Genomic DNA, 16960 nt, shown 5'->3' with positions numbered 1-16960 from the left:
ATGGCAATTTTGGTGACAGGTGGAGCAGGATATATTGGTTCTCATACGGTAGCGGCTTTGTTGGAACGTGGGGAAGAGGTAGTTGTCCTGGATAACTTGCAGACAGGGCATCGTGAAGCTTTGCTAGGCGGAAAATTGTATGAAGGGGACCTGCGTGACAAGGAACTTCTGGCGAAGCTGTTCGCGGAGAATTCCATCGATGCAGTCATCCACTTTGCAGCCAACTCGCTGGTTGGCGAGAGTATGAAAGATCCCGTGAAATACTATGACAACAACGTGTTTGGCACACTGTGCCTGTTGGAAGCGATGAATGCAGCAAATGTACGTCGCATTGTCTTCTCTTCTACAGCTGCCACTTACGGTGAGCCGGAGAAAGTGCCGATTGAAGAGAGCGACCGGACAGAGCCTACGAACGTATACGGCGAAACCAAGCTGATGATGGAGCGCATGATGTCCTGGTTCGATAAAGTACAGGAAATCAAATACGTCTCCCTGCGTTACTTCAATGCAGCCGGAGCCCATGACAGCGGTAAAATCGGTGAAGATCATCAGCCAGAGAGCCATCTCATTCCACTTGTGCTGCAAACGGCGTTAAAACAACGTCCTCACATCGCTGTGTTCGGTGACGACTATGCGACGGAAGACGGAACCTGTGTACGTGATTACATCCACGTAAGTGATCTGGCGGATGCACATCTGCGGGCTGTAGATTATCTCCGCAAAGGCGAGAACAGCAACGTGTTCAACCTGGGTAACGGTCAAGGCTTCTCCGTGAAGCAGGTTATCGAGACAGCGAAGAAAGTAACCGGCCTTGAAATCCCGGTTGTACAGGAACCACGTCGTGCGGGTGATCCGGCTGTGTTGGTGGCTTCGTCTGCCAAAGCAAGATCTGTACTGGGCTGGAACCCGAAATGGACGAATCTTGAGGATGTTGTTCAAAGCGCATGGAGCTGGCACCAGTCTCACCCTGACGGCTACGGAAAAAACTAGGAGGCGAACAATCATATGTCACAGACTCATATTGCAGCAGGTGCCACAGAGCGGACACCGGAGCAGCAGGAAGCACTGCATGCCATTGAACGTCTGGTAGCATTTGCCTTGCAGAACAAGCTGATTGAAGAAGCAGATCGGGATTACAGCCGTAATCTGCTGCTGGAACAGTTCGGGTTCTCCGAGCCGTATGCAGGAGTATTGAACGAGACGGTTTTGGACGGACCACAACCGTTGCTGGATACACTGATTGATTATGGATTTGAAATTGGACTTATCCCTGAAAATACCGATACGTATCGTGATTTGCTTGATGCGAAAATTATGGGTCAATTGATGGCCCGTCCATCCGAGGTAGTGCGGGCCTTCCGTCATACGGAGCAGACAGAAGGCATTGAGGCGGCTACTTCCCAATTCTATGAGCTTTCGATTCACTCTAACTATATTCGAATGGATCGTATCTCCAAGAATGTGTACTGGACACAGGATACCGCTTATGGCGACATGGAGATTACTATTAACTTGTCCAAGCCGGAGAAAAGTCCCAAGGAAATCGCGATGGCGAAACTGCTTCCACCTCCGGTGTATCCGAAATGCCAACTGTGTCGTGAAAATGTGGGTTATGCCGGTCGGGTTAACCACCCGGCTCGTCAAAACCTGCGTGTGATTCCGCTGGAATTAAACGGTGAACCCTGGTTCTTCCAATACTCGCCGTATGTGTACTACAACGAGCACTGCATTATTTTCCATCACGATCATGTGCCGATGAAATTGACCAAGGACACACTCCGCAGGCTGCTGGCCTTCGTGGGGGAGTATCCGCATTACTTTATCGGCTCCAATGCCGATCTGCCGATCGTTGGCGGCTCCATCCTGACCCATGACCATTTCCAGGGTGGACGTCACACCTTTGCCATTCAAAATGCGAAGCCAGAGGCGGTATTCCGCCATGCAGGTTCGCCGGGGCTTACGCTTAGTCTCGTGAAATGGCCGATGTCCGTAATGCGACTGGCTTCACATGATCCGGCAGAGTTGCTCGAAGCGGGTAATGCCGTTTATGAAGCGTGGAAGGTCTATAGTGATGCTGCTGTGGAGATCGAGGCATTCAGTGAAGTGGACGGAGAGCGGGTTCCGCACAACACGGTAACCCCGATCGTTCGTCGCAGTGCAGATGGTGGATATGAGATGGACCTCGTTCTGCGGAACAATCGCACGAATGATGAGCATCCCGAAGGGATTTTCCATCCGCACCGCGAAATGCATCATCTGAAGAAGGAGAACATTGGGCTCATCGAAGTGATGGGGCTTGCCATCCTGCCAGGTCGTTTGAAAGAGGAACTGGACGGCATCGCGGATATTCTCGCTGGAGATACCAAACTTGCCGAGGCAGCCACAGCTTCCGATCATGTGTTGAACAAGCATCTGGGCTGGGCGGAAGAAATGATCGAACGTTTCAGTCCCAACCTGACGAAGGAACAAGCCGTAGCCCTTGTACAACAGGAAGTCGGCTTGAAATTCGCCGAGATTCTGGAGCATGCGGGCGTCTACAAATATGATGAATCAGGACGACAAGCCTTCCGTCGTTTTGTAAGCAGCATGGGATACACGGAATAAACATGTATAACAACGAACACCAGCCCGTTTTTGGGCTGGTGTTTTGGTTTGTTTTGACAGGTGAAATTGAATCGTAGTTGTGGATAAGTCGGTCGCTGTATTATCACTTTAGCCTGAGCTGGCATCATTTTGTATGGCAGAGTATTCGTGCAGTAGGATGTTCCGTCCCCATTTACAAATCGACGGGTTGATATAAAGTGAGTGGCTATCGATTTGTTTTTATATAATCGGGGTACTATAATTGGAGTTGCACTAAAAAATTCTAAACTCCATTGGAGGCGACATAGATATGAGATCATTTCAATTTTATAATCCAACCCGATTGATATTCGGTAAAGGTCAGCTGGAAGCACTAAAAACCGAAGTACCGAAATACGGCAAACGGGTTCTGCTTGTATATGGTGGGGGCAGTATCAAACGCAGCGGTTTGTACGATCAGGTGATCGGATTGCTCAAGGAAGCCGGAGCAGAAGTTACAGAACTGGCGGGTGTTGAACCGAACCCGCGTCTTTCGACTGTGCATAAAGGGGTAGACCTCTGCAAAACGAACAACATCGACCTGATCCTCGCTGTAGGCGGCGGCAGTGTACTGGACTGTTCCAAAGCGATTGCTGTAGGTGCGAAGTATGATGGCGACATGTGGGACTTTGCTCAGCGCAAAGCCGTTGCGCAAGACGCTCTTCCACTTGGTACCGTTTTGACAATGGCTGCAACGGGTTCAGAAATGAACTCGGGTTCGGTGATCACCAACCAGGATACTCAAGAGAAATTGGGCTGGGGCAGCGCGTATTCGTTCCCAGCATTCTCCATTCTTGATCCGGTAAATACATATACCGTTCCTCTGGACCAAACGGTATACGGTATGGTGGATATGATGTCCCATGTATTGGAGCATTACTTCCATTTGGATGCCAACACACCGGTTCAACTCGGGTTCTGTGAGACGATTTTGCGCACCGTCATGGATGCAGCACCTCGTCTGGTCGAAGACTTAGAGAACTATGAGCTGCGCGAAACGATTCTGTACTGCGGAACGATGGCATTGAATGGCGTGCTGAACATGGGTCTTGCAGGGGACTGGGCGACACACAACATCGAGCACGCGGTATCCGCTGTGTACGACATTCCGCATGGTGGAGGACTGGCGATCCTGTTCCCGCACTGGATGAAACATAACCTGGATGTAAATGTGGATCGGTTCAAACGTCTGGCGATCAATGTGTTTGAAGTGAACCCTGAAGGCAAATCGGACAAACAGATTGCAGAGGAAGGCATTGAAGCGTTGAGCCGGTTCTGGACATCCATTGGTGCACCTAACCGTTTGGCTGACTACGATATCGATGACAGCCAAATCGACGTCATGGCAGACAAAGCGATGCTGTTCGGCCCATTCGGTAACTTCAAAAAACTGCAACGTGAAGATGTCGTATCCATCTACAAAGCTTCGCTGTAACATCAAGTACATTGAGATTTATCCTGTCTTTGAACCGCAGGTTTCCTTTCCGGGAAACCTGCGGTTTTTTTTACGCGTGGCATGATCGCACAAGATAAAGAAAAACGAAGCAATAAGTGAAGAATGTATGGAAAATAACCATTATCGGGCTGAGAATACATTAGAGGAAACATTTTGAAACATTTTGACATTTGCTACGTATTTATTTACATGAGGAATGCCCAGTGAGTATGGAATTGCGGCAGAAGAGAGGAGGAACGGGATATGGAGTCCATCTATTGGGGGTGTCTAATCGGAGGTGCGATATTTGCGGTCGTCAGCCTTGTGCTAGGTGACTTGATTGACGGTTTGCTGGACGGGGCCTTTGAATTGCCTGGCCTTGATTTTTTCAAACCCGTTGTGCTTGCCGGTTCCATTACAACGTTTGGCGGGGCTGGCATTATGCTGACACGTTACAGCTCTATGACTGCCATGTCGGCACTGATACTATCCCTGCTTATAGGTATAGCTGCAGCCATGCTGGTATTCTTTGCTTATATCAAGCCGATGCGTAACAGTGATGTCTCCATTGCATTTTCAATGAAAGAGCTGTCTGGGAAAATTGGTGAGATCACCATTCCCGTGCCGGAAAAAGGGTTTGGTGAAGTCATGATCAAAATTGCTTCTGGTAATACGGTTCATATCGCATCCAGCTTTGAACATCGTCCCATTGCGGCGGGAGCGCGTGTTGTAGTGGTGGATGTAACCGAAGGTGTACTGCGTGTATCGGAATGGGATGAAGATGTACTTAAAGATGTTTAAGAAAGTTTAACAGTAAGCAGTTTAAGCACTCATGAATGAATAAGGGGAGAGATGTGGAATGAATTTAGATTGGGATGTGTTGTTAATTCCTGCAATTGTAGTCGGTGTAATTCTGATTCTTGGTTTGGCTTTCTGGGCGAGGTACAAAACGGTTGGACCGGATGAAGCGATGATCGTCACGGGTTCATTCTTGGGGAGCAAGAACATTTCCGATGATGACTCTGGTCGCAAAATTAAAATTGTTCGTGGCGGCGGTGCATTTATTTTGCCCGTGTTCCAGCAATCTGAGTTTATCTCGCTGTTGTCCCATAAGCTGGACGTCTCTACACCAGAAGTATATACGGAACAGGGTGTGCCGGTCATTGCCGATGGTGTCGCCATTATCAAGGTTGGAAGCTCTGTAGAAGACGTGGCCACTGCAGCCGAGCAATTTATTGGTAAGCCTGTTGAATCGTTGAGAGGCGAAGCACAGGAAGTTCTGGAGGGGCATTTGCGGGCCATCCTCGGAACGATGACGGTGGAAGAAGTATACCGTAACCGGGATCGCTTCGCGCAAGAGGTTCAAGGTGTAGCTGCCAGAGATTTGAAAAAAATGGGGCTGCAAATTGTCTCTTTTACCATCAAAGATGTTCGTGATAAACAAGGCTATCTGGATGCCCTCGGTAAACCGAGAATAGCAGCTGTCAAGCGGGATGCTGAAATTGCGGAAGCGGAAGCGATGCGGGATGCACGTATTCAGAAGGCCAATGCGGAAGAACAGGGGCAAAAAGCCGAGTTGCTGCGTGATACGAATATCGCTGAAGCTGCCAAAGAGAAGGAACTGAAAGTAGCGACGTTTAAACGGGATCAGGATACGGCGAAAGCGGAAGCCGATCAGGCGTACCATATCCACGAAGCACGTGCGAGACAAACCGTTGTGGAAGAAGAGATGAAGGTTGAACTTGTTCGTAAAGAACGTGAGATTGATCTGCAAGAGAAAGAAATTATCGTACGTGAGAAGCAATATGATGCTGAAGTGAAGAAAAAGGCAGAAGCCGATCGTTATGCGGTGGAGCAGGCTGCCGAAGCGGATAGAACCAAAAGAATGCGTGAGGCGGAGGCAGTACAGTACTCCATTGAAACGCATGCCAAAGCAACAGCTGAGCAAAAACGACTTGAGGGTCAGGCCATGGCAGATGCGGAACGTGCCAAAGGTACAGCGGATGCAGAAGTTATTCGTCTGAGAGGACTTGCAGAAGCGGAAGCGAAGGAGAAGCTGGCTGAAGCATTCCAGAAGTTTGGCGAAGCTGCAATACTCGACATCATCGTCAAAATGCTGCCTGAACTTGCTGGTAAAATTGCGGAGCCGATCTCGGCGATTGATAAACTTACTGTTGTGGATACAGGTAAAGGTGAGGGTGCAGCACGTGTAAGCAACTACGTAACCGAACTCATGGCTACGGCTCCAGAGATGCTCAAGAGCGTCTCCGGTATTGATGTGGAGCAATTAATCAAAGGACTGACCAAACCCAAAACATCAGCACCTGTTGCCATACAGCAAAGTGAGCCTGTAACCACACCGTCCATAATCGATAAGATTGTGGAAAGAGCTGGCGTTGACGAGTAAGAGATGGTCTCATCATGCACTCGTGCTCTATTGACCTTAAGGCGAATTTTTGTTACTTTTTAAGCGAGACGTCCGGCGCGATTTGCCCGCTCCGGATGTCTTTTCGTTTTTACTAGGGTGTGAGTGAATCATGCCTATGATGGTGTGAAAAAAAGAGGTGCAAACATTGAGTAGCCTGCATGTAAACAAAGCGCTAAATAATAATGTAATTATTGCACAGCATCCTGACCACGGGGAAGTCGTCGTGATTGGTAAAGGCATCGGCTTCAACCGGAAAACCAATGACATTATTCCACTGATGGCTGTGGAAAAGATGTTCATTTTGAGAAATCAGCAGGAGCAAGAGCAGTACAAACAGCTTCTTCCACAGGTGGATGAGGCGTTGATCGAGATTATTAACGAAGTCATTACGTATATTGCAGAGCGTACGGACGTTCCACTCAACGAGCATATTCATATTGCTTTGACTGATCATATTTCTTTTGCTTTAAAACGCAAGGAACAGGGAATTGTCATTCAGAATCCTTTTCTATATGAAACCCGTGAGATATATCCAGATGAATATCGGATGGGAGAGTACGCTGTCCGACTGATCAAGGAGAAAATGAGCGTAGACTTGGGATTAGACGAGATTGGCTTTATCGCACTCCATATTTACAGTGCAATGACCAATCAGAACATAACTCAGGTGCGTGAACATTCCCAATTGATCACCGATTTGGTGAATTTGGTTTCTGACCAACTCGACTATTCATTTGAAACGGAATCTCTCGATTACTCCCGTTTGTTGACTCATCTTCGTTTTGCCCTTGAGCGTGTACGTCGGGGAGACAAAGTCGAAGAACTCCATAAATTGGATTCTCTGTTGAAGTTGGAATACCCTGAAATGTACTCGCTTGCATGGAAACTGACGAAAGTAATGGAGAAGAGACTGAATCTTCCGGTATATCCTGCCGAAGTGGGGTATCTGACGATTCATTTGCAGCGTCTGAATCAAAGGAAAGAAGAAGACAACAAGTGAAATATTTCCACAGGTGGAATTCCAATTTAAGAATTTTTGTGTAAAGGCTTGCACTGAATTTGAAGTGGTGCTACAATGGTTCCGTAATCAAGCAACTGAATAAACATAAGCGACGTGTTACTGATTCGATCAGGCATGAGTTATTAGAGTGTGATTGTTCTTACCTTATACAGGGTATGCTATACCCGAAGGTTGGCACAGTTCACTTTATTAATTCATGCCTTTTTTGTTTTTCCCCTTGCTTGCATCACGACATATAATCTTAGACGAAAGGGTGAATACGAAGCGATGTTTAAAAAGCTTTTTGGTGTATTGCAAAGAGTAGGTAAGGCACTTATGTTGCCGGTGGCGATTCTGCCAGCCGCAGGTTTGTTGCTCGGAATTGGTAACATGCTTGTGAATCCGGACTTTCTGCAATATGCAACGGCACTTGACACTCCTTGGGTGAATTCAATTGCCACGATCATGATGAACGCGGGTCAGATCGTATTTGATAATCTGGCATTGCTGTTTGCCGTCGGTGTAGCCGTCGGCTTAGCCGGAGGCGAAGGCGTAGCAGGTCTTGCGGCAATCATCGGTTATCTGGTTATGAACGTCACATTGGGTACTGCCGTTGGCGTTACACCGGCTATGATTGGTGAAGTACCGGGTTATGCCAGTATTCTGGGCATCCCTACATTGAGTACAGGCGTGTTCGGAGGTATTATCATAGGTATTGCCGCCGCGCTATGTTACAATCGGTTTTTCAAAATCGAGTTGCCTTCTTACCTGGGTTTCTTCGCAGGTAAACGTTTTGTGCCGATCATCACTTCAGTCGTTTCCCTCTTAATCGGGTTGCTTCTGGTGATTATCTGGCCTCCGATTCAAAATGGATTGAATGCCGTATCTCACTTCATGGTAGATACAAGTCCGACATTGTCGGCATTCATTTTCGGAGTCGTGGAACGGTCATTGATTCCGTTCGGTCTTCATCATATTTTCTACTCTCCATTCTGGTTTGAGTTCGGAGAATATGTGAACAAGGCTGGGGACGTCATACGTGGGGACCAGCAAATCTTCTTCAATCAACTGCGTGATGGTGTGAACCTTACAGCGGGAACGTTCCAAGTTGGTAAATTCCCGTTCATGATGTTCGGTTTGCCAGCTGCTGCACTTGCGATGTACCATGAAGCAAGACCGGAGCATAAAAAATATGTTGCAGGGATCATGGGTTCAGCTGCGCTGACATCGTTCCTTACAGGGATTACAGAACCTCTTGAATTCTCGTTCCTGTTTGTGGCACCCGTATTGTTTGCAGTACACTGTATCTTTGCAGGTTTGTCTTTCATGACGATGCAAATTCTTGGCGTCAAAATCGGGATGACGTTCTCCGGTGGATTCATTGACTTCCTGATCTTCGGGATCATTCCGAATCGCACACCTTGGTGGGATGTTATTATCGTAGGTTTGATTCTTGCGGTGATCTATTACTTCGGTTTCAGGTTCATCATTCGCAAATTCAACCTCAAAACACCAGGACGTGAAGAGGCTACACCTGAGACATCTTCCGGTGGAAGTTCAGGATCAACGGATGAGCTGCCACACAATATCCTTGCCGCCTTCGGTGGACAGGAGAATATCAAACATCTGGATGCATGTATTACTCGTTTGCGGATTGAAGTGAATGAGAAATCCAATGTTAATAAAGATCGTTTAAAACAATTGGGTGCATCTGGCGTACTGGAAGTGGGTAATAATGTACAGGCCATCTTCGGTACACGTTCAGATACAATCAAATCGCAGATGCAGGATATCATTGCAGGACGAACCCCGGCACCGACACCAGCCGCTGATGTCACACCAACTCCTGAAGAGGAGAAGGCACAGGGAGCAGAAGGTGAGCGCATTATTGCCGAAGATATCGTCATGCCAGTAAATGGTGAATTGATGGATATCACAAACGTGCCTGACCCGGTTTTTGCTGAAAAAATGACAGGTGACGGTTTCGCTGTTCTGCCACATGATGGTACCATTACATCGCCGGTGTATGGTAAAGTGTTTAACGTATTTCCAAGCAAACATGCCGTAGGTATTATGTCCGACGGTGGCAAGGAAGTGCTTGTTCATATAGGTGTCAACACGGTGAAGCTGAAAGGTCAAGGCTTTAACGTGCTTGTACAGGAAGGTGATCTGGTATCGGCAGGTCAACCGATCATGGAAGTCGATCTGGAGTATGTCAAAGCTAACGCTCCTTCGATCATTTCACCAGTCATCTTCACCAACCTGCCAGAAGGATCAACTGTCACCCTCAAGAAGAGTGGTGTGCTCAAAGTTGGCGATCAGCCAATTATTGAGATAAAATAAGAAGTGTTATCCTTATGGCAAGCAAGTGTTAATATATGCAATGCCTAAACTAAATTACTGAAAGTGAGATGATTGTAATGCAACAAACATTCAGAATTACAGACGAAGATGGTATCCACGCACGTCCGGCGACAGCCCTGGTTAATACAGCAAACAAATTTAAAGGTGCAGAATCCTTTGCAGAAGCTAACGGCAAAAAAGTAACATTGAAATCCATCCTGGGCGTACTTTCCCTCGGTCTGGAACAAGGCGATACCATCAACATCATCGTTGAAGGTGAAGGCGAAGCGGAAGCTCTTCAAGCGCTGACTGATGTTATGGTTAACGAAGGGCTGGGCGAAATTAATGCTTAATGTCTCCGGGATCGCGGCTTCGGCGGGTATTGCTATCGCCAAGGCGTTTATCTTGGAGCATCCCGACTACTCTGTAGAAAAACGCCAAATCAACGACGTTGACGCAGAGATCGCAAAACTCGACTCAGCGCTGGGCAAGTCCCAGGCTGAGCTGGAGGCGATCAAAGAGCGTACTTTACAAGAGCTTGGCGAGAAAAAAGCTGAAATTTTTGCTTCGCATTTGCTCATTCTGAATGACCCGGAACTTATTGATCCGGTTAAAGCGAAAATTGCTGATGAGAAGGTTAATGCAGAATTCGCATTGAACGAGACCGCATCGCAATTTATCTCCATGTTCGAGAACATGAAGAGTGCATACCTGCAGGAACGTGCGGCTGACATGCGTGACGTTACCAAACGTGTGCTGAATCACTTGCTTGGTATCGACTTCATGAGTCCGGCTGAGATCAGTGAAGAAGTGATCGTGCTTGCTGAGGATCTGACGCCTTCCGACACAGCTCAATTGAACCGTCAATATGTTAAAGGTTTTGCTACCAACATTGGTGGACGTACTTCTCACTCGGCAATCATGGCTCGTTCTCTTGAAATCCCGGCTGTTGTGGGTACCAAGGACATTCTGGCTCAAGCCAAACAAGGCGATATGATTATCGTTGACGGTCTGGATGGTCATGTTTTGGTTAATCCAACGGATGAGGTCATTGCGGAGTATCGTTCCAAACAGGAGCAGTATGATGCACAACGTGCCGAGTGGAGAAAACTGCGTGACGAACCAACCGTAACAGTGGACAACGTTCATGTTGAACTTGCAGCCAACATCGGTACACCGAATGATGTAACTGGTGTTCTGGAGAATGGCGGCGAGGCAGTAGGTCTGTACCGTACCGAATTCCTGTACATGGGCAGAGACAAGCTCCCTTCCGAAGACATTCAGTACAATGCTTACAAAGCGGTACTGGAAAAAATGGAGGGCAAACCTGTTGTCGTTCGTACACTCGACATCGGTGGAGACAAAGAGCTTCCATATCTGGATCTGCCAAAAGAAATGAATCCATTCCTCGGCTTCCGTGCAATTCGTCTGTGCCTGGACCGTCAGGATATTTTCCGTACACAATTGCGTGCCTTGTTGCGTGCAAGCGTACATGGTAACCTGCGTGTCATGTTCCCAATGATCGCAACACTGGGCGAATTCCGTGAAGCGAAGGCAGTCCTGCTCGAAGAGAAGGAAAAACTGGTAGCTGAAGGTATTGCGGTATCAGACAGCATCCAACTGGGCATCATGGTCGAAATTCCTTCGACTGCAGTTCTTGCGGATCAATTCGCCAAAGAAGTTGATTTCTTCAGTATCGGAACGAACGATCTGATTCAATACACCATGGCTGCTGACCGTATGAATGAGCGTGTCTCCTATCTGTACCAACCTTACAACCCTGCCATTTTGCGTTTGGTTAAGATGGTAATCGATGCAGCGCATCGTGAAGGGAAGTGGGCTGGCATGTGCGGAGAGATGGCTGGAGACGCAACAGCAATTCCATTGCTGCTTGGTCTTGGATTGGATGAGTTCAGCATGAGCGCAACCTCCATTCTGCCAGCTCGCAGTCAGATCACCAAGCTGTCCCGTGCGGATATGCAGGAACTGGCTGCCAAAGCTCTGGATATGCAAACGGCTGAACAAGTTGTTGAATTGGTTCAAAGCATTCAAGCGTAATGTAATTTTATGGGGTTTCCACCCGATTTTAAGGGTTTCTTTTTCCGATAAAGTGCTGCAGTCGTGCAGCGGTTTTGCCGGTATCCGCGATTCATTGTGGATATCGGCTTTTTTTGTGATAAACAGGACAATGTGATTCGGACTCTAGTGTGTAATCAAACTGTCTTTAAACCTCGGTCTGAGAACTGAAGGGCGACTGAACGTGGTTAAAGTAAACAAATGCGCTATATTCTGAAATACGAGGTTGCGTTCTTCAGTAGGAGAGTGATGCGTACTTCATAAGCGAAAGTGCAAAGAACTAAGAGAGGAAAGCTAAGGGATAAAAGCTAAGAGATTAGCACTGGGGGGAAGCTTTCAGTAATAGGTGCTTAGTGCAAAGGAATCTGTGACATCTTATTCCGGGATTTGAAGTACCTGCAGATATCTAAAGAACCTGATACACGCTATGTCGGAATCTACAGCCATTATTAGCATTTTTGTGAGGGTATTTAGAGAAATAACGTGTCTGATGTTTCTAAGAATTGAAAGAGTCGCCTGCGGAGGTCAAATAAGACATCCTGGGTTCGTTAGAACATTTTCTGGCTTGGTACTATCCGTCACAGGCTATCCGTCGCAGGCATCCGAAAGTCCGGGCTTCCAGACCTGGACGCTGGTATACATCGGAGCATAGCTTGCCTGAACATGAGACAGGCACTAATAGGATGAAGATGAGCAGGAACCGTGACATTAGTAAAGAGGAGTCAACTCGAAAAGCTCTTGCTGATTGGAATTATCAGCAAGAGCTTTCGTGAGAACAATGATTTGATTAACTGCAAGCGCAGTTCAGAACAGGCTTACGGGCTGCTGTAGTTTCATCCAGACGGGTAACCGGTGTGCCATAAGGGGCATTGAGTACCAGTTCAGGGGTCTCTTCTGCTTCCTTGGCAATGCGAATCATCGTATCGATGAACCCATCAAGTGTTTCTTTGCTCTCGGTTTCCGTCGGCTCGATCATGATGCACTCCTCAACGTTCAGCGGGAAGTACACGGTTGGCGGGTGATATCCAAAATCAAGCAAACGTTTGGCGACGTCCAGTGTGCGTACACCATACTGTTTTAATCCCCGGCCAGACATCACGAATTCATGTTTGCACACGCCTGGATACGGAATCTCGTAGTAAGGAGCAAGACGTGCCATCATGTAGTTGGCGTTGAGCACCGCACATTCCGATACCCGGCGCAAGCCTTCTGGTCCATAGGTACGAATGTAGGCATAGGCACGCACCAGAATACCGAAATTGCCGTAATACGCTTTGACCCTGCCAATGGATTGATCCCCTTCGCGATCGAATGCATACATACCCTCATCCGTTTTGATGACCATCGGTTTTGGCAAAAACGGAATCAAGCGGCTCTTCACGCCCACCGGGCCGGCCCCAGGTCCACCTCCGCCGTGCGGAGTACTCATCGTTTTATGCAAGTTCAGATGCACTACGTCGAAGCCCATATCGCCAGGACGGGTAATACCCATAATGGCGTTGGAGTTGGCTCCATCGTAGTACAGCAAGCCACCAGCCTGGTGCACGATGGAGGCAATCTCCTGAATGTCTTTTTCAAAAAGTCCGAGTGTGTTCGGGTTGGTCAGCATCAGCGCTGCGGTATCCGAACCAACAGCTGCGCGAAGTGCCTCCAGATCTACCAGACCGTCTGCGCGGGATGGTATCGTTACCGTTTCGAAACCTGCTACGGTTGCACTTGCCGGGTTGGTGCCATGAGAAGAATCCGGTACGATGACTTTGGTGCGCTGTTCACCACGACCTTCATGGTAGGCACGGATCATCATGAGCCCGGTCCATTCGCCATGTGCACCAGCAGCAGGTTGCAGCGTAACAGCATCCATGCCCGTCAAGCCTGCAAGGTCATTTTGCAACGTGTAGAGTAGTTCAAGTGCACCCTGAATGCTGGATTCGTGCTGATATGGATGGATTTTCGCGAATCCGTTATAACGGGCGACATCCTCATTAATCTTCGGATTATATTTCATCGTACAAGAGCCAAGTGGATAGAATCCGTTATCTACCCCGAAGTTGCGACGGGAGAGGGCAGTGTAGTGACGAATGACGTCCACTTCAAAAACCTCAGGCAACGCTGCTGCTTCCGACCGCAGCATTTCCCGGGGAATCAGCGAATCGACAGCTTGCCGGGGAACGTCACATTCTGGCAAGGAATACGCGACCCGACCCAGACTGCTGAGTTCAAAGATCAATGATTGCTCCGGTGCTGGAGAGGCAGCTTGGGCAGAGATGTTCGTAACTGTTTCAGTTTGGCCCGAAGTGGAGACTGAGGTTACTGTTTCCGAGTGGCCTGTTGCTGAAGTTGTCGTCGTTGTCTTTGTTGTCGTTTCTTGAGTCACAGCGATCCCTCCATTACACGTGCGAATTCGTCGATCTCTTCCTTGCTGCGTCGTTCAGTAACGGCGATGAGCATATGTCCGGCGAGCTCTGGATAATCGCGTCCAAGCTCATAGCCGCCAATGTAACCTGCATCGAGCAATTTCAGTTGCAGGGCATCCACATTCGTTCCTTCAGGCAGTTGGACAACAAACTCATTGAAGGTAGGTGCAGTAAACGTAAGAGAAACCCCTGGAATTGCGGTAAGCGTGTTAAGGGCATAATGACTCTTTTGCAAATTCAAATCAGCGACGTCGATCATGCCTTGTTTACCCATAATGGACATATAGACAGAGGCGCTCAGCGCGAGTAAAGCCTGGTTGGAACAGATGTTGGACGTCGCCTTTTCACGGCGAATATGCTGTTCCCGTGCTTGCAGCGTGAGTACAAAGCCACGCTTGCCGTTGCGGTCCGTGGTCTGGCCTACAATTCGGCCAGGAATCCGGCGCATATGAGCCTGGGATACGGCAAAATATCCGCATGTTGGACCGCCGAGTGAAGCGGCGATGCCAAGAGGCTGCGCGTCGCCAACGACGATGTCAGCACCCAGCTTGCCTGGGGCTTCCAGCAGACCCAGCGACAGCGGGTTGGCACTGACCACGAGCAGACCCTTGTGCGCATGCGCCAGGTCTGCGGCCTGTTTTACATTTTCCACGGCGCCGAAGAAGTTCGGGCTCTGAATCATAACGGCTGCGGTGTCATCGGACACGGCAGCTTGCAGGGCATCCCAGTCTGTTACACCATTTTGGTACCCGATCTCAACAATCTCCAAATTGAGGCCGTGTGCATAAGCTTGCAATACCTGACGGGATTCGGGGTGCACGGTACGCGATACAATCAGCTGTTTGCGGCGGGTTGCCGCTGCGGCCAGATTGCCTGCTTCCGCAAATGCAGTTGCACCATCGTACATGCTGGCATTGGCTACAGCCATGCCTGTTAACTCACAGATGTAAGATTGAAACTCGAAAATCGCCTGCAATTCTCCTTGGCTGATCTCGGGTTGATAGGGCGTATAGGCAGTGTAGAACTCGGAACGGGAAATGACATGATTAATGACAGAGGGCACGTGGTGATCGTAAATGCCTGCGCCCAGGAAGCTGGCGTGTGTCTCGAAGTTGGCATTCGCTCCCGCCTGCTTCGACATATGACGTGTCAGTGCATATTCATCGAGTTTGGAGGAAACAGGCAGTTCGCCCTGATAGCGAATCTCCTGTGGAATGTCATGGAACAGATCCTCCATCGTTTCCACACCGATGGTTGCCAACATGGCACTCTGATCCTGCTCAGTCATGGGAATGTAGCGGTGCTTGCTCATGCTTGATCAGCTCCTTGAGTAGGTGTCTTTGGTGCACGTGTCCGTTTATGAAAAGGGGTCTTCACAACCTCGGCTTTCAATTTCTTGCCGCGAATCTCAATCTCCAGTGGGGTACCCAGTGCAGCATATTTGCTGTCAATCAAGGCCAGCCCCAGATTGCGTTTCAGCGTAGGCGATTGGGTGCCTGTAGTCACTTCACCAATCTGTGCGCCTTCGGCGTAAATCGGATAATGGGGGCGGGGAATGCCGCGCTCCAGTACTTCGATACCGACCAGCTTGCGGACAGGCCCGTCATTTTTTTGTCGCAATAAGGCTTCATGTCCGATAAAAGGTTCGGCATTCAGCTTCACAAACATGCCCACACCAGCCTCCAGCGGCGAAATGGTTGCAGACAATTCCTGCCCATACAGGGGAAGCTTGGCTTCAAAGCGCAGCGTATCCCGGGCACCCAGTCCTGCCGGGACAAGTCCATGACCTTCTCCCGCCTGCATCAATCCATTCCAGACCGCAGCGGCCTGTTCGGCAGGAACATAGAGCTCAAAGCCGTCTTCACCGGTATATCCGGTGCGGGATAACAGCAATGTAACCCCACATACCTCCGCATTCAACACAAAACGGAAGGGCTCTATCGAAGACACATCGGTATCTGTCACCGTCCCGAGAATGTCCACTGCTAGCGGACCTTGCAGAGCAAGGAGCGCCGTCTGATTTGAATCATTGGTCATTGTTACGCCTGGCATCATGTGCTGCTGCAGCCATGCCCAGTCCTTGTCGATGTTGGAGGCGTTAACCACTAGCATATAATGCTGGTCTTTCAGTTTATAGATCAGCAGATCATCGACCACGCCGCCATCCGGATAACACATTAACGTGTATTGGGCTTGACCGGTAACGAGTGTTGTTACATCATTGGTGGTCATGTGCTGTAGAAAAGCTTCCGCGTGTTCCCCTTGGACAGTGAATTCACCCATGTGGGATACATCAAACAGTCCGGCACGTTCTCGCACCGCTTCATGTTCTTTCTGAATTCCGCTGAATTGTACCGGGAGCTCCCAGCCGCCAAAATCAATGCATCGTACGCCTTCATATTGCTGATAGAGTGGAAAGAGTGGGGTTCTAAGCAAATCGGACATCCAATCACCTCGTTATGGGCCGTCAACCGGCCGAGTGTATAACCGTGGAGCAATGAATCTGGCATCAACTTTTATTATAAAAGTAAGGTGAAGACGCTATAGGCAGTGCCGCTCTATAACCTGTTTTCGTTTTTTTTGGGAAAAAGGAAAAGGACAGGCCAAAGAATAGGCATGCCAGAAGCACGCTGTATTCTTAG

General features: G+C 48.7%; 12 protein-coding genes. 9 read left to right on the top strand and 3 right to left on the bottom strand.

The window, feature by feature from the left end; all coding sequences use genetic code 11:
- From galE to ptsP, 9 genes are all read left to right on the top strand, one after another.
- Entirely contained in the window at window positions 1-990 is a 990-nt protein-coding gene (galE, locus tag JNUCC31_RS07355; RefSeq protein WP_192270097.1) for a UDP-glucose 4-epimerase GalE, read from the top strand.
- A 15-nt stretch (window positions 991-1005) separates the two neighbouring features.
- Window positions 1006-2604, top strand: coding sequence for a UDP-glucose--hexose-1-phosphate uridylyltransferase (locus JNUCC31_RS07350; protein WP_192270095.1), 1599 nt, complete (start codon window positions 1006-1008; stop codon window positions 2602-2604).
- Window positions 2605-2893: 289 nt separating this feature from the next.
- Entirely contained in the window at window positions 2894-4057 is a 1164-nt protein-coding gene (locus tag JNUCC31_RS07345) for an iron-containing alcohol dehydrogenase (RefSeq protein ID WP_062324974.1), read from the top strand.
- A 264-nt stretch (window positions 4058-4321) separates the two neighbouring features.
- Window positions 4322-4858 (top strand): NfeD family membrane protein, encoded by a 537-nt coding sequence (locus JNUCC31_RS07340; RefSeq protein ID WP_192270094.1) that lies wholly within the window; start codon window positions 4322-4324, stop codon window positions 4856-4858.
- A gap of 58 nt (window positions 4859-4916) precedes the next feature.
- Window positions 4917-6464, top strand: coding sequence for a flotillin lipid rafts scaffold protein FloT (gene floT, locus JNUCC31_RS07335; protein WP_192270093.1), 1548 nt, complete (start codon window positions 4917-4919; stop codon window positions 6462-6464).
- A gap of 166 nt (window positions 6465-6630) precedes the next feature.
- A complete protein-coding gene (gene glcT / locus JNUCC31_RS07330; RefSeq protein ID WP_192270092.1) occupies window positions 6631-7485 on the top strand; it encodes a glucose PTS transporter transcription antiterminator GlcT in 855 nt (284 codons plus the stop codon).
- Between the two features lie 288 nt (window positions 7486-7773).
- On the top strand, window positions 7774-9828 hold the full coding sequence (gene ptsG / locus JNUCC31_RS07325; protein ID WP_192270091.1) for a glucose-specific PTS transporter subunit IIBC: 2055 nt from the start codon (window positions 7774-7776) through the stop codon (window positions 9826-9828).
- Window positions 9829-9905: 77 nt separating this feature from the next.
- A complete protein-coding gene (locus JNUCC31_RS07320; RefSeq protein ID WP_024633102.1) occupies window positions 9906-10181 on the top strand; it encodes an HPr family phosphocarrier protein in 276 nt (91 codons plus the stop codon).
- Complete coding sequence (ptsP, locus tag JNUCC31_RS07315; protein WP_192272841.1) at window positions 10174-11886, top strand: phosphoenolpyruvate--protein phosphotransferase; 1713 nt, start codon at window positions 10174-10176, stop codon at window positions 11884-11886. The genes JNUCC31_RS07320 and ptsP overlap by 8 nt, the downstream gene beginning before the upstream one ends.
- An 805-nt stretch (window positions 11887-12691) precedes the next feature.
- Here ptsP and gcvPB read toward each other — a convergent pair.
- From gcvPB to gcvT, 3 genes are all read right to left on the bottom strand, one after another.
- On the bottom strand, window positions 12692-14170 hold the full coding sequence (gene gcvPB / locus JNUCC31_RS07310) for an aminomethyl-transferring glycine dehydrogenase subunit GcvPB (protein WP_192272840.1): 1479 nt from the start codon (window positions 14168-14170) through the stop codon (window positions 12692-12694).
- 104 nt (window positions 14171-14274) lie between these two features.
- Entirely contained in the window at window positions 14275-15630 is a 1356-nt protein-coding gene (gene gcvPA, locus JNUCC31_RS07305; protein ID WP_192270090.1) for an aminomethyl-transferring glycine dehydrogenase subunit GcvPA, read from the bottom strand.
- A complete protein-coding gene (gene gcvT / locus JNUCC31_RS07300) occupies window positions 15627-16763 on the bottom strand; it encodes a glycine cleavage system aminomethyltransferase GcvT (protein WP_192270088.1) in 1137 nt (378 codons plus the stop codon). Before gcvT ends, gcvPA begins: the two co-directional genes overlap by 4 nt.
- Window positions 16764-16960: the final 197 nt, after the last annotated feature.

The organism is Paenibacillus sp. JNUCC-31, assembly GCF_014844075.1.
GTDB lineage: Bacteria > Bacillota > Bacilli > Paenibacillales > Paenibacillaceae > Paenibacillus.
Note: the sequence above shows the minus strand (reverse complement) of the source record. Positions and strands in the feature narration are given on the sequence as shown.